Genomic DNA, 19890 nt, shown 5'->3' with positions numbered 1-19890 from the left:
GCCCAGACTATTTCAGGCGTTCGATCCCGAGCGCCTTCAGCATGTACTTCTCGTATATGGGCTCCGAGGTCCCCTTCTTCATCTTGCGGATGAAATATTTCTCGAAGGCAATCTTGGCTACATGCACCCACTTTCCCTTCTTAAACCAGTTGACGTTGCGCGGCGGAATCTGCGGCAGCGCCACGAAGGCGGCGCCGGTATCGCCCATGTCGGCCAGGCAGATGGCGTTCCAGGTGCCCGTATGCGTGGGAGAACGGCCCGTCAGCTCCTCCTCGATGTTGTGCACGATGGCGGTGACCATCGACTCGATCATGTACCCGGTCTTGGGCGTGCCGGTCGGCACCGGCGTCTGCTCGACCGGAGGGATCGCGATGCACACGCCGGCGGAGTAGATGTTCTGGTACTTGGGGCTGCGCTGGTGCTTGTCGACGATGACGAAGCCACGCGGATTGCACAGCCCTTCAACCCTGGCCACCGCGTCGACGCCCTTGAAGGCCGGAAGCAGCATGGAGAACTTGAAGTCAAGCTCATGTTGCTTGATAACCTGGCCCGCGTCGTTGTGCTCGTCGATGAACATCTTGCCCGCCTCAACCCGCGTCACCTTGGCGTTGGTGATCCATTTGATGTGACGCTCGCGCATCTCGCTCTCAAGCATGCCCTTGGAATCGCCGACGCCGCCCAGCCCCAGGTGCCCGATGTAGGGCTCGCTGGTGACGTAGGTCATCGGCACCCTGTCGCGCTGCTTCCGCTTGCGCAGGTCAGCATCGACGATGAAGGCGAACTCGTAGGCCGGACCGAAACAGCTTGCCCCCTGTACCGCGCCGATCACGGCATGGCCTGGGTTCCGGAGGAACTCCTGATAGGCGCCGTAGGCCTTCTCGGCGTGGTCGACGGTGCACACGGATTGGGTATGACCCTCGGGTCCGATGCCGGGAATCTCGTCGAAGGACAGCTTGGGACCGGTGGCGATGATCAGGTAGTCGTACTTTACGGTCTCCCCGCGCGAGAGCCTGACCGTGCTGCCAGCGGCATCGATCTCGGTGACGGAGTCGGCGATGAAATCGATGCCCTTGCGTTCAAGGTATGGACGGATCGGAAACGTGATATCGGGGCGCTTGCGCCAGCCGACGGCGATCCACGGATTGGAAGGGACGAACTGGAAGTAATCCGTCGCGTTGATTACGGTGATCTTGTGCGACTTGTCCAGCGCCTCGCGCGCCTCGTATGCTGCCGGCATGCCGCCGGTCCCCGCACCCAGAATGACGATATGCGCCATGTGTCAGTCCTCCTTCGTCTCAGTTGCAACCATGATGCCGCCGTAACCGGCGCCTTCCGTCAGTCGAGCTTGCACGTCGATTCCAGCCACATCGCGTTGATGACGCCCAGCGCAACGGCGAGACTGACCCCCAGTATCCATGTGAAATACCACATACGAAGACCTCCTTCAATAAAGCGAATGTCCCTTTTCCTCGATCGAGCGTTCCGTCACCTTGCCGCGCATCACCCGGTAGACCCAGCTCGTGTAGGCGATCACGATCGGCAGAAAGAGCAGCGTCGCCCAGAACATCCAGGTCAGGGTCAGGTGGCTCGAGGTGGCGTCCCAGGCCGTCAGGCTGTGTCCGGGCCGGGTCGAGGACGGCAGGATGAACGGAAACATGGATAATCCTGCGGTGAGTATCACACCGGCGAGCGACAGGCCGCTGAAGACGAAGGCGGTACCGGGCCTGTCCCTGGCGGACAGCACCAGCGCCAGGACTGCACCGGCCACCCCGAGCACGGGCGCAAGCATCATCCACGGATAGCGCGCGTAGTTCTCGAACCAGGCGCCTGCCGTGCGCTCTACTGTCTTGCCGAGGATGCCGGGCATGGCGTCCGCTGCCGGCATGGCCACCAGGCGGTAGCCCTCCACGCCCATATAGAGCCAGACGCCGGCGAGCAGGAACGCCGCGATCATCACGCCGCCCGCGAGGCGCGCGGCCGTCTTGGCGCGCGCATAGATCGTCCCCTCGGTGCGCAGCTGAAGGTAGACGGCGCCGTGCATGATCAGCATACTCAGGCTGACGACGCCGGCCAGCAGTGCGAAGGGATTGAGCAACCCGAAGAACGAACCGGTATAACTCGAGCGCAGCATGTCATCGTAATGAAACGGCACCCCCTGCAGCAGGTTGCCGAAGGCGACACCGAAGACAAGAGCCGGGACCGCCCCGCCGGCGAACAGCGCCCAGTCCCATGCGCTCCGCCAGCGCGGATCCTCCAGCTTGCTGCGGTAATCGAATCCAACCGGCCGGAAGAAGAGCGCGAACAGGACCAGCAGCAGCGCAACGTAAAACCCGGAGAACGCCGCGGCGTAGACGGCCGGCCATGCGGCGAACACCGCGCCGCCCGCGGTAATGAACCACACCTGGTTGCCGTCCCAGGTGGGGCCGATGGAATTGATGATGACGCGGCGCTCCGTATCGGTCCTGCCGAGGAACGGCAGCAGGGTGCCGACCCCGAGATCGAAGCCGTCGGTGAGTGCAAAACCGATCAGCAGCACGCCGACGAACAGCCACCAGATCAGCTTGAGCGTTTCATAGTCGAATATCATTGCCGTATCCCTCAGATGTCCCGCTGCGCCTGCGGCTGGTAGGCCATGGCCGCCCCCCCGCCGCCTGCTTCTTCATGGTAGCGGCCGGTCTTCAGCGAGCTCGGGCCCAGCCGCGCATACTTGAACATCAGATAGAGCTCGACGATCAGCAGCAGCGTGTAGAACCCTATGAACCCGGACAGGCTGAAGATCAGGTCCCCGGTCTCGAGGGTCGATGTCGCAAGGTGCGTCGGCAGCACCTCACCGATCGCCCAGGGCTGGCGGCCGTATTCCGCGACGAACCAGCCCGCCTCGGCGGCGAGCCAGGGCAGGGGGATACTGTACAGCGCCGCGCGCAGTATCCAGCGCTTCTGCTGCACCTGGCGCCGCGCACAGTAGTAAAAGGTGACCACGAACAGCAACAGCATCAGGAACCCCACCGCCACCATGAACCTGAAGACCCAGAACATTGGCGCGACGCGCGGGATGGACTCGAGGGCCGCCTGTTGGATCTGCGCGTCGTCCGCCCCGACTACATCCGCATGATACCGCTTGAGCAGCAGCCCGTAGCCAAGGTCGGCCTTGTATTCCTCGAAGGTATCCTTGACCGCGGCGGAATCGTCGCCGGCGCGCAGTTTCTGCAAGGCGTCATAGGCGATAATGCCACCGCGGATGCGCTGCTCGTTGGCGGCGATGATGTCCTTGATGCCCGTGATCTCCTCATCCACCGACCGCGTGGCAATCAGGCCGAGGGCATAGGGTATTTTCACGGCGTAATCGGTGGTCTGCCGTTCCTGGTCCGGAAAACCGAACAGGGTGAACGCGGCGGGAGGCTCGTGCGTCTCCCATTCGGCCTCGATCACCGCAAGCTTGGTCTTCTGCACCGCGCCGATCTCGTAGCCGCTTTCGTCGCCCAGCACGATCACGGAGAGAACCGACGCAAGGCCGAACGCCGAGGCGATGGCGAATGAGCGCCGCGCGAAGGGCAGGTCGCGCCCTTTCAGCATGTAATAGGCGCTGATGCCGAGCACGAACATGGCGCCGGTCACGTACCCCGCGGCGACCGTATGTACGAACTTCACCTGTGCCACCGGATTGAAGAAGATGTCCGCGAAGCTCGTCATCTCCATGCGCATGGTCTGATAGTTGAATTCCGCGCCCGTGGGAAACTGCATCCAGCCGTTCGCGATCAGGATCCACAGCGCGGACAGGTTCGAGCCCAGCGCGACCAGCACCGTCACGGCCAGGTGCCCGCGTTTGCTCAGGCGGTCCCAGCCGAAGAAGAACAGGCCGACAAAGGTCGATTCGAGAAAGAAGGCCATCAGACCTTCGATCGCGAGCGGTACGCCGAAGATATCGCCGACGTAGTGTGAGTAATACGCCCAGTTGGTACCGAACTGGAATTCCATTGTGATGCCGGTGGTGACACCGAGGGCAAAATTGATGCCGAAGAGCTTGCCCCAGAAGCGGGTCATGTCCTTGTAGATCTCCTTGCCGGTCATGACGTACACCGACTCCATGATCACCAGGATCCAGGCCAGCCCGAGAGTGAGGGGCACGAACAGGAAGTGATACATCGCGGTTATGGCGAATTGCAGGCGGGAGAGATCAACTACCGTTTCACTTATCATGGCTGGGCGCCCCTGTGCGCTGAAGATTCAAGGTCCGGATGGACGCCGATGAGCGCCGCGGACACACCTTTGTCGTCGAGATGCTCGTCCAGGGGATGACTGAAGAAGAACCACAGCGCCCAGATAAACAGCAGCTTCACGATCAACGTGGCGGTGATTTCAACGGCGAGGGTAAACCCGCGCGACGGTGCGCCCTGCGTGGCACGCGGGCGATGCGTAACTAGGCTGGTGCGCTCCACTCCCGTCTCCTTGTCCATCGCCGGCACTATCAAACGTCGGCGCGGAGTCCTGTTCCCCAAGACTGGTATTCGTTCCCTTGCAAGGAGAGCAATCGGCGAGCCAACACTAGCACATGACCCGACAAAACGAAGGCTTTATCCGGTTGAAAATGTCTACTATATGATTTTACTAATATAAATTTAGCGCCATCAGATCCGCGCTCCGCGAGGGCACGCCGCGAGGGGCGAATTTCGAGCTGGATCACGCATCAATAATCTGCCAGAATCGTCATTTGACACATATTGCACTGACAAAATTGTCACACCATGGTTCGCGCGACCCGCAAGCTTCCGGACATCAACGCACTGCTCGACGGCTTCGCCGAACCTGCCGTGCTGATCGGCCGCGATTACCGCATCCTGGCGGCCAACCAGCGCTACCAGGCCCATTACGGGGTCCCGCAGCGGCACGGCCCAGGTTCGCACTGCTACGAGGTATCACATCACTTCTCCCGCCCGTGCGACGAGGCGGGGGAAACCTGTCCGCTGCGCAACAGCCTCGCCACCGGGCAGACGCAGCGCGTGTTGCACCTGCATTACACCCAGAAGGGCGAGGAACGCGTCGCGGTGGAGACCATGCCGATACGCGACGCGCACGGTGAGGTCGCCTATTTCCTCGAGATCCTGCGCGAAAGCGGCGTCGGCGGCGCGCCAGCTGGCGAACAGCGCCTGGTGGGTAGGTCGCCCGCTTTCCTGCGCATGCTCGGGCTGGTCGAGCGCGCCGCCCCGAGCGACACGGCGGTGCTGCTGCTGGGAGAGTCCGGCACCGGCAAGGAGATGGTCGCGCTGGCGCTGCACGAGGCAAGCCGGCGCGCGGGCGGACCTTTCGTCCCGGTGGAGTGCTCGGGCCTGACCGAATCGCTGTTCGAAAGCGAGTTGTTTGGCCATGAAAAGGGCTCTTTCACCGGCGCCCACGCGCGCAAGACCGGGCTGGTGGAAGCCGCCCACGGCGGCACCCTGTTCCTCGACGAGGTGGCCGACATCCCGCTGTCCCTGCAGGTCAAACTGCTGCGCCTGCTGGAGACGCAATCCTACCGCCGCGTCGGCGGCACCGAGGCACGGCAGGCGGAGTTCCGCCTGATCTGCGCGACCCACGCGGATCTGCGGCAGGCCGTGCGCGAGGGTCGTTTCCGCCAGGATCTCTATTACCGCATCAGCACCTTCCCGATCGCGCTGCCGCCGTTGCGCGATCGGGGCGAGGACCTGGAACTGATCGCGCGCTCCCTGCTCGACCGCCTGAATCGCAAGCGGCACCGTCTGTCCAAAACAGCGCTGGCCTGCCTGAGAAATTACGACTTCCCGGGCAACGTGCGCGAGCTGCGCAATATCCTCGAACGCGCAGCCCTCCTGTGCGACGGCGAGGCGATCGGGCCGGAACATCTGCCAGAGGAGTGCCGCTGCAGCGAATCCGGGGAGAGGGGCGGCCGGGCGTCATCGTTCAGCGGGCCGGTGCTGCCGCTGGAACAGATTGAACAACAGTATCTGCACTGGGCGCTGGCGCAGCACGACGTCGACAAACGCGCGCTGGCGAAGCTGCTAGGCCTGAGCGAACGCTCCCTCTACCGCAGGCTGAAAGAACTGAAAGGGAATCCCCGGGAATGAAGTCCCGCCGGGACGCGGGACGGTCGTGCCAGATGCCTCACCCCCGGCCAGCCGTCAGTAGCGCCCACCAGCGGACCGGCGCAGTCGTCATTCAACCTTGATCTGAACTACGCCCCCGACGACCCGTACCGGATGGGTTCCGAGCGGCTCGTAGGCGGGCGGCGCCTCGACAGCGCCGGTGCGGATATTGAACTGGGCACCGTGCAGCGGACACTGGATGCGGTCGCCGAGAATCATGCCGTCGCACAACTCGGCGTAGTCGTGCGTGCAGACGTTATCGATGGCGTAGTAGCTCCCGTCGAGGTTGACGACTGCGAGCAGCCGGTCGTCGACGATCACCGCCTTGCACTGCCCGGCCGGAATCTCGCCCGCCTGGGCGACGTCACTCCACTCGCTCATCCGCCGGTCTTAGCCCCATCACAGCAACCCCAGCTGCAGGCGGGCAGCCTCGGTCATGCGGTCCTGCGTCCAGGTCGGCTCCCACACCAGCTTGACGGTGACCTCTTCCACGCCTTCGACCTCGCGCAGGCGCGCCTCCACCGTGCCGGGGAAGGTCTGCGCCACCGGACATCCCGGCGCGGTCAGGGTCATCTCGACGTACAGCGTGCCGTCCGCCTCGTTGACGTCGAGGGTATAGATCAGGCCGAGCTCGTAGATGTTGACCGGGATCTCGGGGTCGTAGATGGTGCGCAAGGCCGCGATCGCGCGCTCGCGCAACGCACCGCTCGACGCCGCATGCGTTTCTGACGCCGATGTGGCGGGGTCAACCTGCCGCCTGTCCGCGCTGAACGGATTGACGGCCTTAATCTTGATGTCCTTGAGAAGATCGCTCATGGTTCATTCGGTGGAGATGCCGCCCTTCTCCTCCTTCAGCGCAGCGAGCAGCGTGTGCCACGCCAGCGTGGCGCACTTGATGCGCGAGGGAAATTCCTTGACTCCGGACAGCACCTCCAGCTTGCCGAGCGCCGCCGCATCCTTCTTGGCCTCCTCACCCATCATCATGGAATGAAAGCGTTCGAACAGGGCCTCGGCCTCCGCGCGTGTCTTGCCCACCAGCGTCTCGCTCATCAGCGACGCGGTCGCGACCGAGATGGCGCAACCGGAACCGTCGAAGCTGACGTCCTCGATCTCCCCCTTATCGCTGAATTTCAGGTAGACCGTGACCTTGTCGCCGCATAGCGGATTGAAACCCTCCGCGTGGCAGCTCGCGTGCGCCAGCTTCCCGAAATGCCGCGGATTGCGGTTGTGATCGAAAATGACTTCCTGGTAAAGATCCTTCAGTTCGTTCATCACCTGAACATCTCCCGCACCTGCTGGATCGCCTCGAGGAGGGCGTCGACCTCGGCACGCGTATTATAGAGCGCAAACGATGCGCGCGTCGTGCCGTTCAGGCCGAGGCGCGTCATCAGCGGCATCGCGCAGTGATGACCCGCGCGCACCGCCACCCCGTGGCGGTCGAGGATGGTGCCCACATCGTGGGTATGCACGCCGTCGAGCAGGAACGAGGCGATACCGGCCTTGTCGGCGGCGGTGCCCACCAGCCTCAGGCCAGGGACCTCGCGCAGGCGGGCCGTCGCATAGGCCAGCAGATCCTCCTCGTGGCGTGCGACGGACTCCAGGCCGACCCCCTGCAGATAATCGATCGCCGCGCCGAGTCCGATCGCGCCCACGATGTGGGGGGTGCCGGCCTCGAACTTGTGCGGCAGATCGGCATACGTGCTGCGCATGAAACTGACCTCGCGGATCATCTCGCCTCCGCCCTGGTACGGCGGCATCGATTCCAGCAGCTCCGCCTTGCCGTACAGCACGCCGATGCCGGTGGGTCCATAGAGCTTGTGGCCGGAAAAGGCGTAGAAATCGCAATCCAGTGACCGCACATCCACTGCCGCATGCGGAATCGCCTGGGCGCCATCGATCAGTACACGTGCGCCACGGGCATGGGCCAACTCTACGATGCGTGCGACCGGGTTGATCGAGCCCAGCGCATTCGAGACATGGGTCACCGCCACCAGGCGGGTGCGCGGACCCAGCATGCGCTCGAACTCGTCAAGACGCAGTTCGCCCGCATCGTTCACTGGCGCGACCTTCAGTACCGTGCCAAGGCGCTCGCCCAGCAGCTGCCACGGGACAATATTCGAATGGTGCTCCAGCTCGGTGATCAGGATCTCATCGCCCGCCTTCAGATGGGCCTGGCCGAAGGAGGCGGCGACTAGGTTGATCGCCTCGGTGGTGCCCCGCACGAATACGATCTCGCGATCCTCGCGTGCGTTGATGAAGCCGCGCACCTTGCCGCGCGCCGCCTCGAAGGCGTCGCTCGCGCGCTCGCTGAGATAATGCAGCCCGCGATGAACGTTCGCGTAGTCATCGGTGTAATGGCCGCGGATGGCATCGATCACCGCTGCCGGTTTCTGCGCCGAGGCGGCGTTGTCCAGATAGACCAGCGGGCGACCGTACACCTGCTGCTGCAGGGCGGGAAAGTCGCGCCGGACCCTTTCCACGTCGTAGGCGGCGTTTGCTGTATTCATTCTCTGCGGGTTGCTGCTCATCCTGGTCACCAGCGGCGGATCACACGGTTCCGGCGGATACGATCAATGCATCAGGCGGGTAGCGAGCAGCTTCTCCGCCCACTCGCGTACCGGCGCCGACCCCATCCTGCCCACGACGTCCTGCGCAAACGCCGCGACCAGCAGCCGGCGCGCCAGCGGCTCGCCGATGCCGCGCGCGCGCAGGTAAAACAGGACATCGGGGTTGAGCTGGCCGACTGTCGAACCGTGACTGCATTTGACATCGTCGGCGTAGATCTCAAGCTGCGGCCGCGTATCGACCTCGGCATCGTCGGACAGCAGCAGGTTATGGTTCATCTGCTGGGCATCTGTCTTCTGCGCGTCCTGCCGCACCACGACATGCCCGCTGAACACTCCGCGTGACTGACCGTCGAGCACACCCTTGTACAGCTCGCGGCTGATGCAGCGCGGCACCCGGTGCTCGACGAAGGTGTGGTTGTCGATATGCTGGCGTCCGCGTCCCAGGTACAGGCCGTTCAATACGCATTCACTGCCCTCGCCGCCAAGTACGCCGCGCAGGTCGTTGCGGATCAGACGGCCGCCCGCGGCAATGTTGTGCGATACATAGCGGCTGCCCTCCGCCTGTTCGACGTGCAGGCCGGCGAAATGGTACGCGCCGCCGCCCTCTGCGTTCAGCTTGTAATGCTCGAGCGCGGCGTTGCGCCCGAGCACGCAGCGGGTGGCGACATTGCACAGGGAGGGCGCGTCACCCACACTGACATAATGCTCGACGACGGCTCCGCGGCTGCCGCGCTCCGCGACCACCGAGTTGCGCAGATAGGTCGCCGTCGGCTCCGTCCCGCTCGATATGAAGAGCAGATGCACCGGATGATCGATCTGCGCATCCGGGGCAAAACGGACATAGGCGCCGTCGGACATGAACACGGTGTTAAGCTCGATGAACCCGCGCGGCTCCTGCAGCGGCTGGGTCGAAAGCATCCCCTCCACCGCAGCACCGTCCTGTTCCAGCACCTCGCGCAGGCTGCGCACCACGACGCCGTCCGGCAACCCGGACAGGTCGGACAGCGCGGCGCTGAAGCGACCGTTGACGAACACCGCCAGCGGCAGACCAGGGACATCGAACAGGTGCGCGGCGATGTCCGCGCGCTTCAGTCCGTCCTGCCGGCCGGAAGCCGATGCCGGCACGAAGACCTGCCTGAGCAGCGGCGCCACGTTGGTGTATTTCCAGTCTTCGTCGCGCGGCGTGGGATAACCGCGCTCGGCAAAACGCTGCAAGGCAGCCTGACGCAATTCGCGCAGCCAACCCAGCCCCTGCCCGGGCAGCTCGCTGTGCAGGCGCTGGTAATCTTCACGATATCTGGCGGCGGTTTCCGGCATGGCCTGTCCCGGCATTAGCTTGCGGCAAGCGACCGGTTGCTGGCGGGTTCGCGCTCAAGCCAGGCATAGCCCTGCTGTTCGATCTCCAGCGCCAGCTCCCGACCACCCGATTTTGCGATCTGGCCCGCGGACAGGATGTGTACATGATCCGGCACGATATACTCGAGCAGGCGCTGGTAATGCGTGATGACGATGAACGAGCGCTCCGGCCCGCGCAGGGTGTTCACACCGTCAGCCAGCAGCTTCAGCGCATCGATATCGAGCCCCGAGTCAGTCTCGTCGAGGATCGCCAGGCGCGGTTCCAGCACGGCCATCTGCAGGATCTCGTTGCGCTTCTTCTCGCCGCCCGAGAACGACTCGTTGACCGAGCGGTAGAGGAACTCCTCACGCATGTCCACCAGCGCGATCTTCTTCTTGACCAGCGTAAGGAAATCCATCGCATCGAACTCGGGTTCGCCGCGGTGGCGCCGGATCGCATTCAGGGATTCCTTCAGCAGGGTGACGGTGCTGACGCCCGGAATCTCCACCGGATACTGGAACGCCAGGAAGATGCCTTCCCGAGCGCGCTCCTCCGGCTCCATGGCCAGCAGGTCCTTGCCGCCGTAGCTGAATTCATCGGCGCTGACGCCGTATAATTCGCGTCCGGCGAGCACCTGGGCGAGCGTGCTCTTGCCGGAACCGTTCGGGCCCATGATGGCGTGCACCTCGCCCGGACGAATCTCGAGGTCGATGCCGTTCAGGATCTGCTTGTCGCCGACGGACGCCCGCAGGTTTCTGATCCGCAGCACCTTCGCACCGGTAACCGTTGCGGCATGTTCGCGCTTGTTCATCCCACCGCCCCTTCGAGACTGATATTCAGCAGCTTTTGCGCCTCGACGGCAAATTCCATCGGCAGCTTCTTGAACACCTGTTTGCAGAACCCGTTGACTATCATTGAAATCGCGTCCTCGCGCGACAGCCCGCGCTGCATGCAGTAAAACAGCTGGTCGTCGCTGATCTTGGAAGTGGTGGCCTCGTGCTCGACCTGGGCGGTGCGGTTCTTGACCTCGATGTACGGAAAGGTGTGCGCGCCGCAGCGGTCGCCGAACAGCAGCGAATCACACTCGGTATAGTTGCGCGCACCGTCCGCGCCCTTGAGGATCTTGACCAGGCCGCGGTAGGCGTTCTGGCCGTGACCGGCCGAGATACCCTTGGAGATGATGGTGCTGCGCGTGTTGCGGCCGATGTGGATCATCTTGGTGCCGGTGTCGGCCTGCTGGTAGTTGTTGGTCAGCGCCACGGAGTAGAACTCGCCCACCGAGTTGTCCCCTTGCAGCACCACGCTCGGGTACTTCCAGGTGATCGCGGAGCCCGTCTCGACCTGGGTCCAGGAGATATGCGAATTGACGCCGCGGCACAGGCCGCGCTTGGTGACGAAGTTGTAGATCCCTCCACGGCCGTTTTCGTCGCCCGGATACCAGTTCTGCACGGTGGAATACTTGATCGTCGCGTTGTCCAGGGCGACCAGCTCCACCACCGCCGCGTGCAACTGGTTCTCGTCGCGCATCGGCGCCGTGCAGCCTTCGAGATAGCTGACGTAGGCGCCTTCGTCGGCGATGATCAGCGTGCGCTCGAACTGGCCGGTGTTGGCCGCGTTGATGCGGAAATAGGTGGACAGTTCCATCGGGCAGCGCACGCCGGGAGGCACGTAGACAAAGGAGCCATCGCTGAACACCGCGGAGTTCAGGCTGGCAAAGAAATTATCCCCGGTCGGCACTACTGTCCCGAGATATTTCTGCACCAGCTCGGGGTGCTCGCGCACCGCTTCGGAGAACGAGCAGAAGATGATACCCAGCTCGGCCAGTTTTTCCCGATAGGTGGTGGCGATCGACACGCTGTCGAACACTGCATCCACGGCCACGCCCGCCAGCATCTCCTGCTCGCGCAGCGGGATGCCGAGCTTTTCATAGGTCTCGAGCAGCTTGGGATCGATCTCGTCCAGGCTCTTGGGGCGATCCTTGTCCTGCTTCGGCTGCGAGAAATAGCTGATACTCTGATAATCGACCGCGGCATAACGCACATGTGCCCAGTCCGGTTCCTTCATGGTCAGCCAGTGACGATAGGCATTGAGGCGCCATTCCAGCATGAACGCGGGCTCGCCCTTCTTGGCCGAAATCCGGCGCACGACCTCCTCGCTCAATCCGGGCGGGAAGCTGTCCTGCTCGACATCGGTGACGAACCCGGCGGTATACTCCCGGTCGATCAGATGTTCGAGATTCCGGCTTGTCTCAGCCATGGGGCTCCGCTATTCCAAAAGAAAATCAATGATTAGAGTGAAAATATAATTCAAATCAGAAAGATATTTCGCGCAACCTGAACGTCACAATATAATACTTGACTGAATTGGTCAAGTATTTAACCCGCGCACCAGTATTGTACCGATAATATACCGCTTTTATAGCCTGTGTTTCGACGCCGGCCTGACCCGTCAGACCCGGGAGCCCGATGGGAAAGCCCGGGAGCTATACCAAAGCAACGCTTTTGATCTGGGCGTACAGCCGCATGCCGGGATGTAGCGCCAGTTGATGCGCGGAGAATGCGGATATCCGCGCCAGCACGGCGATCGATTCATCCACCTCGAGCCTGACCAGTCGCTGTGCCGGGGCGGATCCCGCGGCCTGAACGGCGCCGACGCGCGCCGGCAGGACATTCAGGATGCTGGTGCGGTCCGGCCTGTCCAGACACAGACTGACGTCGCGTGCCTGGACCTTCACGCGCACGATCTGCCCGGCGGGGACGGACATCAGGGGGATGCGCAACCGCTGGCGCGCCACCCTCAGGGTGGTGAGGTGATGTTCGCGGTCGTGATCGATCACCTCCCCTTCCAGCAGGGTGGCGGCATCATCGCGCGCGCTTAGCGGCAGATCGAGCCTGGCCAGCAGGTCGTTGATCGGACCGGCGGCCACAATCCTCCCCGCGTCCAGCAGCAGCATGTGGTCACCGAGGGTGAGCACCTCGTCCAGATGGTGGGTCACATACAGCATCGGAATGGCCAATGTCCGGTTGAGCAGCTCAAGGTACGGAAGGATGTCCCGCTTGCTCGTCGCATCCAGCGCGGACAGCGGCTCATCCAGCAGCAGCATGCGCGGCCTGCTCAACACCGCCCGCGCGATCGCGACGCGCTGACGTTCTCCGCCGGACAGGCCGTCGACATTCCTGGCGAGCAGCGCCGCGATCCCGAGCAGCTCTACGACACGCGCCGTCTCGTCCGTTCCCGCGCCGCTGCGCACGGCGGCATAGCGCAGGTTGCCCCGCACATCGAGGTGCGGAAACAGCTGCGCGTGCTGAAACACCATGCCGACGCGGCGCATGTGCGGCGGCACGAATACGCCGCGCCGGTCATCGAGCCAGACTTCGCCGGCCAGGCTCAATGCGCCGCGCGCGCGCTCCAGGCCGGCGAGGCAGCGCAGCAGGGTGGTCTTGCCGCTGCCGGACGCGCCGAATACCACGGTGACACGATCCGCCGGAAGTTCGAACGCGGCGTCCAGACGGAATCCCCCGACGTCGAACCCGAGCCGCGCCAGCAGGGTCATGGCAGCCGGACCGGCAGGGAGCCCCTGACACGGTACACCAGCAGCAGCAACAGGAAAGATACGAGCAGCAGACCAGCGGAGAGGTAATTGGCGTTGGCGTATTCCAGGGCCTCCACATGGTCATAGATGGCGATGGACAGCACCTGCGTCTCGCCCGGGATATTGCCTCCCGATCATCAGGACCACGCCGAATTCTCCCAGGGTATGGGCGAAGGTCAGTGAGGCCGCGGTGACGAAGCCGGGAACAGCCTGCGGCAGCACCACGGTGACAAAGCGGTCGAGCGGTCCCGCGTGCAAGGTCGCCGCCGCCTCGATCGATTCCCTGCTGACCGAGATGAAGGCCTGTTGCAGGGGCTGGATCATGAAGGGCAGCGAATAGATCATGGACCCGATGACCAGACCGGCAAAGGTGAACGCGAGGGAATATCCGCCGAACAGACGCGCCACCTGCCCGCCGGGGCCGTCGGGCCCCAGCAGCAGCAAGCAGTAGAAGCCCAGCACCGTGGGCGGCAGTACCAATGGGAGGGCGACCAGGGCATCGACCACCGGCCTGAAGCGCGTCCGGGTGCGCACCAGCCACCAGGCCAGGGGCGTGCCCAGCGCCAGCAGCAGGAACGTGGACAGCGCCGCGAGCCTGAGGGTCACCCACAGGGCTGCGATATCGGCGGAGCTCGGCGTCGGAAAGTCCGCGATCATAAGTCCGTTTCACCGTTCCGGATGCGGGCGGTGTGGAGGCGAGTCAACGCGCATACACCACCCGGGGTGGCCGCCCGCTCTGTCAACGGGAATCCTCGACAAAGCCACGGTCGCCCGTACGGGTCTCCACCAGCTCGCCGTTCTCGAACACGAGGATGCGAAGAAACTGCGTCGGACCGAGATTGTAGGTCCACTCCTCGATGCGCTTGCGAACGAGCCGGGCGGGTCCGTGTCTGAACGCCTGCAGAACTTCCTTGTGGCGGGTGTCTACCAGCAACGGAGCGCCGCACCTCATCTGCACCGAGAAATCGCTGGTGCCGGCGCTGAAGCGGTCCAGTTCGCACGCGCCAGGGTCGCCGCTCTCAGGGAGGCCGCGCTCGCCCGAGGTCACTGCCGTCAGTCTGCCGTCTTCGAACAGCAGGATGCGCATGAAGCGCTGCGGGCCGAGGTTGTACAACCAGCGTTCCTTCTCGCTCGTCACATGATAGGACGAGTAGGTGTCCGCTCCGTCCATGTATCCCTCCGACCAATTCGTCTTCCAGTCGGGCGCGCCGCATTTGATCAGGACCTCGGCCTTTGAATCGCCTTCGTCAACGAGGGAGCCGCCGCACCTGAACGCGTGGACTGGGGATGAAACCGGCAGCAACAGCGCGGCGGCGAACGCCGCACCGGCGAGGCGTGAAAGTTTGATCGCATACACCGACATGCCGTGTCTCCCATGCGCGGACAGGCCGCCGCACGCGCCATTTGATCCCGACGCGGAAACGGAACACTGTCTATTATAGGCCCGAACCGAGACGGCGCAGCGGATCCTGCCGGTAAAAGGATCTGAGCTGCGCATACACCTCGGGATACATATCCTGCACCAGCCCCGGCGTCTCAAAAAAATATTCGCTCAGCACGGCGAAAAATTCCGCGGGATGCTCCGCCGCATAGGGATCGATCGCGGTATCCCCTCCCGCGTCCAGGCGACCGTTCATGTCCTCGAACGCGGCGCTGAACACCCGGTTCCACTGGTCTGCATCCACTCCGCGCGGCAGCGGCGGGAACCCGTTGGGCTGCCCGTTCAGCATGTCGAGCTTGTGCACGAGCTCGTGGATCACCACATTGTAGCCGTCGCAGCGGCCCGAGGCCTCGACGTCGGCCCAGGACAGGATCACCGGACCGTATTCCCAGGACTCGCCGCTGCGCACCTCGTCCCATTCGTGCACGATCCCCGCTTCGTCCACATCCTCGCGCCGGTGGACAAACTCGCCCGGGTAGACGATGACGGTCGACCAGCCGTCATACCAGCCCAGACCCAGGCGCAGGATCGGCAGGCACGCCTGCGCGGCAATGCACAGACGCATCGAAGGCGTGAGCACCAGCCCATGCGTGGTCTCAAACGATTTTTCGTGAAGAAAGAGCGTGGCCAGTTCACGCAGGCCGGCCAGCTCGTCGATATCGAGTCCGTCCAGCACGGGCAGGCGCGCAATCGTCGCGGACCACAGCCCGTCATCAAGGGGGGATTGCCGGAGTACCCGGCGCCGGCGCCAGTCACGCAGCGAGAACATGCTTCATACACCAGCCAGGAATGTGCGGGGCGACTTCATGAGATCAACAGCGACCGCGGCGGTTTACGCACGGCGTACCCGCGTTCTCAACATAGCAGCTCATCCGGGCATACGCCACCGCCCCGGGGACGCCGCGTGATCGTGAAGTATATGCAGGCGCGGGAGTAACGTCAGTCGGGTGCCGAGGCGGCGGAGCTGAAAACCTCAACGGCGGAACGCCGTACCAGAAAGACCACCGGTAGCAGACCGGCGAGCACCAGGGTAATGGCGGGCAGCGCCGCCCGCTCCCACTCCCCTTCCGAAGTCATCTCGAAGATGCGCACCGCAAGGGTGTCCCAGCCGAAGGGGCGCAGCAGCAGTGTCGCCGGCATTTCCTTCATCACTTCAACGACCACCAGCAGAGCGGCAGTCAGCAGGCCGGGCCGCAGCAAGGGGAGATAGACTCGCCGCATCAGCTCCGGCGGGGTGGCGCCCAGGTTGCGCGCGGCCTCAAACATACTGGGGCGGATGCGCGCGAATCCGCTTTCGATGGGACCGAACGCCACCGCGAGAAAACGGACCAGATAGGCCAGCAGCAGGACAATCACGGTGCCGGAAAAAATGCGCAGCGAGAAATCGCCGCCGGCGGCCTGCCACAGGGCGCTCACGATGCGGTCGACCCCGGTGAAGGTGAGCATGATGCCGACGGCAAGCACCGTGCCCGGCAGCGCATACCCCAGGGTCGCGACCGATACCAGCGATCTTGACAGGCGATCGCGATGGAAGCGGCGGACGTAGGCCAGCAACAGGGCACCGGCGACCGTGATGACGGCCGCCATGCCGCCGAGGGCCAGGGTGTGCAGCAAAAGTTCAAGATAGCGCGCGGTGAAGTCCGTCCCGATAACTTCCCAGGCCCAGCTCAGGAGCTGTAACACCGGGACCAGGAACGCGATCGTGAAGACCGTGCCCGCGGCCGCCAGCGCCAGCCAGCGGCGCACCCCGGCAAGTTCATAGCGCTGTGCGCGGGCGTTCGGCGCGGCCGCGTGATAATGAGCACGCCCGCGCAGGCGGCGCTCGCCCAGCAGGACCAGCGCCACGAACAGGAGCAGCAGGGTGGACAGTTGCGACGCAGCCTGCAGGCTGAAAAGGCCGAACCAGGATTTGTAGATGGCGGTGGTAAAGGTGTCATAGTTGAAAACCGCCACCGTGCCAAAATCGGCGAGGGCCTCCATCAGGGCGAGCGATACGCCGGCGACGATCGCCGGGCGCGCCATCGGAAGTACGGCGCGGGAAAAGCCGCCCCACGGACCGAGGCCAAGCACGCGCGCGGCCTCCATCGTCGTCCGGCCCTGGGTGAGGAAAGCCGCGCGGGCGAGCATGTAGACATACGGATAGAGCACCAGCACCATGACGGCGATCACGCCGCCGCCCGTCCGGACCTCGGGGAACCAGTATCCATGCGGGCCGAAGGCCTCGCGCAGAAAGGCCTGCAGCGGCCCGGAAAAATCGAACAGGCCCAGCATAACAAAGGCGGATACATAGGCGGGGATGGCCAGCGGCAACATCAGGGCCCACTCGAAGAACCTCCGTCCGGGGAACTCGCACATGGCGGTCAGCCAGGCCAAGCCGACACCGATGATCAGGACACCGGTGGAAACGCCGAGGGCAAGGATCACTGTGTTGCGCACGAGCCTGCCGAGCACTGTTTCCGTCAGGTGGCGCCATACCTCTGGCTGCGGATCGAGCCATGAGGCCAGGATCACCAGCATCGGGATGGCCACCAGCGTGGCCAGTGCCACGGCATACAGATACCAGGGTCTGAATCGAGCCCCGCGCTCCGCACGCTGCGGGGCGAAGACGGACGGCAGCGGCGATGAACCGGTGTCCGCCACAGCAGGTCAGCGATACCCTGCGCGGTCCATCAGCATGACGGCCTCCGCCTGCCGGCTGCCGGCGACGGTCACGTTGATGGAGTCCTGCTTGAAGCTGCCCCAGGCGGCTACCGCGGGATCCGGTTGCACCGCCGGGTTGGCGGGATACTCGAGATTCAGGTCGGCGAACGCCCCCTGGGCCTCCCCGGTCGACAGCCATTCCAGCAGCCTGACCGCCTCTGCTCGGTGCTTGGCATGGCGGGTGACCCCGGCGCCGGAGATGTTCACGTGCACGCCGCTGCTGTCCTGGTTCGGCCAGAACAGGGCCAGCTTGATGGCGGGTTGCTCGCGCTGCAGGCGCCCGAAATAATAGGTGTTGACAATACCCACATCGCACTGCCCGGCGGCGATGGCCTCCATCAGCTTGGTGTCATTCGCGAACGGACTCGTGGCAAGGTTGCCCACCCACCCGCGCACCACCTGCTCGGTCTCCCTGGGGCCAAGTCGCTCAAGCATCATCGCGACGAGGGACTGGTTGTATACCTTCTTAGAGGTCCGCAGGCACAGGCGGTCCTTCCACTTGGGGGACGCGAGATCCTCGTAGCTCGTCAGCTCTGAAGGTTTTACCCGCTCGGTGCTGTAAACGATCGTGCGTGCCCGCACCGACAGGCCGAACCAGCGGTTCTCCGTGTCGCGCAGGTGCGCGGGTATGTTGGCGTTGAGCACGGCAGAGTCTACCGGCGCCAGCACGCCCTCACGGGCGGCCAGCCAGAGGTTGCCTGCGTCGACGGTGATCAGCAGGTCGGCCGGGGTGTTCTCGCCCTCGACCTTGAGCCTCTCCAGCAGCGGACCGGCCTGATCGGTGATGAAGCGGATCTCGACGCCGGTCTCCTTGGTGTAGGCGTCGAACAGCGGCTTGATCAGGCTTTCATTACGCTCTGAATATACGATCAGTTCGACGGCACGGGCCGGCGCCGCCGCCAAGAAGACCAGCATGAGAACGAACGCGGATGCCGCCGTACGTCTCATCCGGCTGAACAGCCTGCCCGATGCGAGCGCGGACTTGTCGTCGCACGGATTCAAAGGGTCAGCCAGAGGGTGATTCAGACATGCCTTCATTAATACCTCGCCTGTTATAGCCAGATTATACGGTTTATACGGTAACGATAGCGCGGAACACCCGCATGCGTGCGACGGCGCCCCGCAGAGCGCCGAGGCGAGACGGATTGAATGCAGGCATTGGAGGAATAAATGAAACTGCAATCGCCATTATCCGATCGAATCACTCGGGATAGTGCCCGCCGGTTCGGATTCGTGCGGTGCTATGCAAGCGCTCAGACGCCCAGGCGCGGACTCCCGCCCCCATCCGATATCGCCTGCTGGAGCACCTTGCTGGCGTGATCCAGGCATCGCCCGCAACAGGTGGCCACCTTCAGCTGGTTCCCGAGGGCCTCCATGGAGCAGATGCCCCTGCCGGCGGCCTCCTTGATGTCACGATCGCTTACCGCGTTGCAAACGCATACGTACATCTGTTCCCCTTACCCCGAACTCATAAGATCTGAATGATTGTGCAACAATAATACAAATGATAATGGTTTTCAATAATTTCGTTATCGCCGCGGAGTAACAATAAATATTATTAATTATCAATATGATACATACGAACAGGCGTCGACGAGGCGTAGACACACTGTTATAATTCTGCGGAAGAAGTGTATAACTCAAACTGCCCGGTTCAACCAGGCATTTCCGGGAGAAAGGCTATGCAAGGCGACACCAAGGTAATTCAGCACCTGAACGCGGTTCTGAAGGAACAGCTCACAGCCATCAACCAGTTCTTCCTGCACGCGAGGATGCTCGGCAACTGGGGACTGGACGATCTCAATGAGCGTGAGTACAAGCAGTCCATCAAGGCGATGAAACTCGCCGACGGTCTGGTTGGACGCGTACTGTTTCTGGAAGGCCTGCCCAATCTGCAGGATCTGGGCAAGCTGCTGATCGGGGAAGACGTTCCCGAGATACTCGCCAACGATCTCACGCTGCAGGCGGGGCTCCGCGCGAGCATGCAGGGCGCCATCGCCTATTGCGAATCGATCCAGGATTACATCAGCCGCCAGCTGCTGGAAGAGCAACTGGACGAAACCGAGGAACATATCGACTGGATCGAGACCCAGCTCCGACTCATCGACAGCGTCGGGCGGGAAAACTACCTGCAATCGATGATGTGATGCCGGCATAAT

Annotated in this window: 20 protein-coding genes and 1 pseudogene; 2 read left to right on the top strand and 19 right to left on the bottom strand. The window is 63.4% G+C overall.

Going from position 1 to position 19890, the window contains the following annotated elements; all coding sequences use genetic code 11:
- Positions 1-7: 7 nt before the first annotated feature.
- The 5 genes from IPK65_10345 to IPK65_10325 are packed head-to-tail and all read right to left on the bottom strand — an operon-like array spanning position 8 to position 4454.
- Positions 8-1276 carry an NAD(P)/FAD-dependent oxidoreductase gene (locus IPK65_10345; GenBank protein MBK8163514.1) on the bottom strand — a complete coding sequence of 423 codons (1269 nt, stop codon included), beginning with the start codon at positions 1274-1276 and terminating at the stop codon, positions 8-10.
- Positions 1277-1335: 59 nt separating this feature from the next.
- Positions 1336-1431: a cytochrome bd-I oxidase subunit CydX gene (gene cydX, locus IPK65_10340; GenBank protein MBK8163513.1), complete on the bottom strand. Its 96-nt coding sequence runs from the start codon at positions 1429-1431 to the stop codon at positions 1336-1338.
- A 13-nt stretch (positions 1432-1444) separates the two neighbouring features.
- Positions 1445-2587, bottom strand: a complete 1143-nt coding sequence (gene cydB / locus IPK65_10335; GenBank protein ID MBK8163512.1) for a cytochrome d ubiquinol oxidase subunit II — start codon at positions 2585-2587, stop codon at positions 1445-1447.
- Positions 2588-2598: 11 nt separating this feature from the next.
- The gene (locus tag IPK65_10330) at positions 2599-4197 is read right to left on the bottom strand and encodes a cytochrome ubiquinol oxidase subunit I (protein ID MBK8163511.1); all 1599 of its coding nucleotides are present in this window, start codon (positions 4195-4197) and stop codon (positions 2599-2601) included.
- Positions 4194-4454: a hypothetical protein gene (locus tag IPK65_10325; protein ID MBK8163510.1), complete on the bottom strand. Its 261-nt coding sequence runs from the start codon at positions 4452-4454 to the stop codon at positions 4194-4196. Before IPK65_10325 ends, IPK65_10330 begins: the two co-directional genes overlap by 4 nt.
- Positions 4455-4742: 288 nt before the next feature.
- On the opposite strand from IPK65_10325, the gene IPK65_10320 reads away from it, so the two are divergent.
- On the top strand, positions 4743-6077 hold the full coding sequence (locus IPK65_10320) for a sigma 54-interacting transcriptional regulator (GenBank protein ID MBK8163509.1): 1335 nt from the start codon (positions 4743-4745) through the stop codon (positions 6075-6077).
- An 87-nt stretch (positions 6078-6164) separates the two neighbouring features.
- Here the strand turns inward: IPK65_10320 and IPK65_10315 are convergent, their stop codons facing one another.
- The 14 genes and pseudogenes from IPK65_10315 to IPK65_10250 form a co-directional block, all read right to left on the bottom strand.
- Positions 6165-6476, bottom strand: a complete 312-nt coding sequence (locus IPK65_10315) for a non-heme iron oxygenase ferredoxin subunit (protein MBK8163508.1) — start codon at positions 6474-6476, stop codon at positions 6165-6167.
- Between the two features lie 18 nt (positions 6477-6494).
- On the bottom strand, positions 6495-6911 hold the full coding sequence (locus IPK65_10310; GenBank protein MBK8163507.1) for an SUF system Fe-S cluster assembly protein: 417 nt from the start codon (positions 6909-6911) through the stop codon (positions 6495-6497).
- 3 nt (positions 6912-6914) lie between these two features.
- Positions 6915-7367 (bottom strand): SUF system NifU family Fe-S cluster assembly protein, encoded by a 453-nt coding sequence (locus IPK65_10305; protein ID MBK8163506.1) that lies wholly within the window; start codon positions 7365-7367, stop codon positions 6915-6917.
- On the bottom strand, positions 7367-8602 hold the full coding sequence (locus IPK65_10300; GenBank protein ID MBK8163505.1) for a cysteine desulfurase: 1236 nt from the start codon (positions 8600-8602) through the stop codon (positions 7367-7369). Before IPK65_10300 ends, IPK65_10305 begins: the two co-directional genes overlap by 1 nt.
- Before the next feature lie 63 nt (positions 8603-8665).
- Positions 8666-9979 carry a Fe-S cluster assembly protein SufD gene (gene sufD, locus IPK65_10295; GenBank protein MBK8163504.1) on the bottom strand — a complete coding sequence of 438 codons (1314 nt, stop codon included), beginning with the start codon at positions 9977-9979 and terminating at the stop codon, positions 8666-8668.
- Between the two features lie 14 nt (positions 9980-9993).
- Positions 9994-10767, bottom strand: coding sequence for a Fe-S cluster assembly ATPase SufC (gene sufC / locus IPK65_10290; protein ID MBK8163503.1), 774 nt, complete (start codon positions 10765-10767; stop codon positions 9994-9996).
- Positions 10768-10805: 38 nt separating this feature from the next.
- Positions 10806-12254: a Fe-S cluster assembly protein SufB gene (gene sufB, locus IPK65_10285; protein MBK8163502.1), complete on the bottom strand. Its 1449-nt coding sequence runs from the start codon at positions 12252-12254 to the stop codon at positions 10806-10808.
- A gap of 226 nt (positions 12255-12480) precedes the next feature.
- Positions 12481-13551, bottom strand: a complete 1071-nt coding sequence (gene modC / locus IPK65_10280; GenBank protein ID MBK8163501.1) for a molybdenum ABC transporter ATP-binding protein — start codon at positions 13549-13551, stop codon at positions 12481-12483.
- A pseudogene (gene modB, locus IPK65_10275) lies at positions 13548-14247 on the bottom strand (molybdate ABC transporter permease subunit). Before modB ends, modC begins: the two are co-directional and overlap by 4 nt.
- 82 nt (positions 14248-14329) lie before the next feature.
- Positions 14330-14953 carry a DUF2845 domain-containing protein gene (locus IPK65_10270; protein MBK8163500.1) on the bottom strand — a complete coding sequence of 208 codons (624 nt, stop codon included), beginning with the start codon at positions 14951-14953 and terminating at the stop codon, positions 14330-14332.
- A gap of 73 nt (positions 14954-15026) precedes the next feature.
- Positions 15027-15800: a zinc-dependent peptidase gene (locus IPK65_10265; protein MBK8163499.1), complete on the bottom strand. Its 774-nt coding sequence runs from the start codon at positions 15798-15800 to the stop codon at positions 15027-15029.
- A gap of 170 nt (positions 15801-15970) precedes the next feature.
- Positions 15971-17548, bottom strand: coding sequence for an iron ABC transporter permease (locus tag IPK65_10260; GenBank protein ID MBK8163498.1), 1578 nt, complete (start codon positions 17546-17548; stop codon positions 15971-15973).
- A gap of 129 nt (positions 17549-17677) precedes the next feature.
- Entirely contained in the window at positions 17678-18679 is a 1002-nt protein-coding gene (locus tag IPK65_10255) for an extracellular solute-binding protein (protein ID MBK8163497.1), read from the bottom strand.
- A gap of 305 nt (positions 18680-18984) precedes the next feature.
- Positions 18985-19179 (bottom strand): (2Fe-2S)-binding protein, encoded by a 195-nt coding sequence (locus IPK65_10250; GenBank protein MBK8163496.1) that lies wholly within the window; start codon positions 19177-19179, stop codon positions 18985-18987.
- 234 nt (positions 19180-19413) lie between these two features.
- On the opposite strand from IPK65_10250, the gene bfr reads away from it, so the two are divergent.
- A complete protein-coding gene (gene bfr / locus IPK65_10245) occupies positions 19414-19878 on the top strand; it encodes a bacterioferritin (GenBank protein ID MBK8163495.1) in 465 nt (154 codons plus the stop codon).
- The last annotated feature ends 12 nt before the right edge of the window (positions 19879-19890 follow it).

This window comes from Gammaproteobacteria bacterium, assembly GCA_016712635.1.
Taxonomy (GTDB): domain Bacteria; phylum Pseudomonadota; class Gammaproteobacteria; order SZUA-140; family SZUA-140; genus JADJWH01.
The sequence above is the reverse complement of the archived record's forward strand: the minus strand, read 5'-3'. Positions and strand labels throughout refer to the sequence as shown.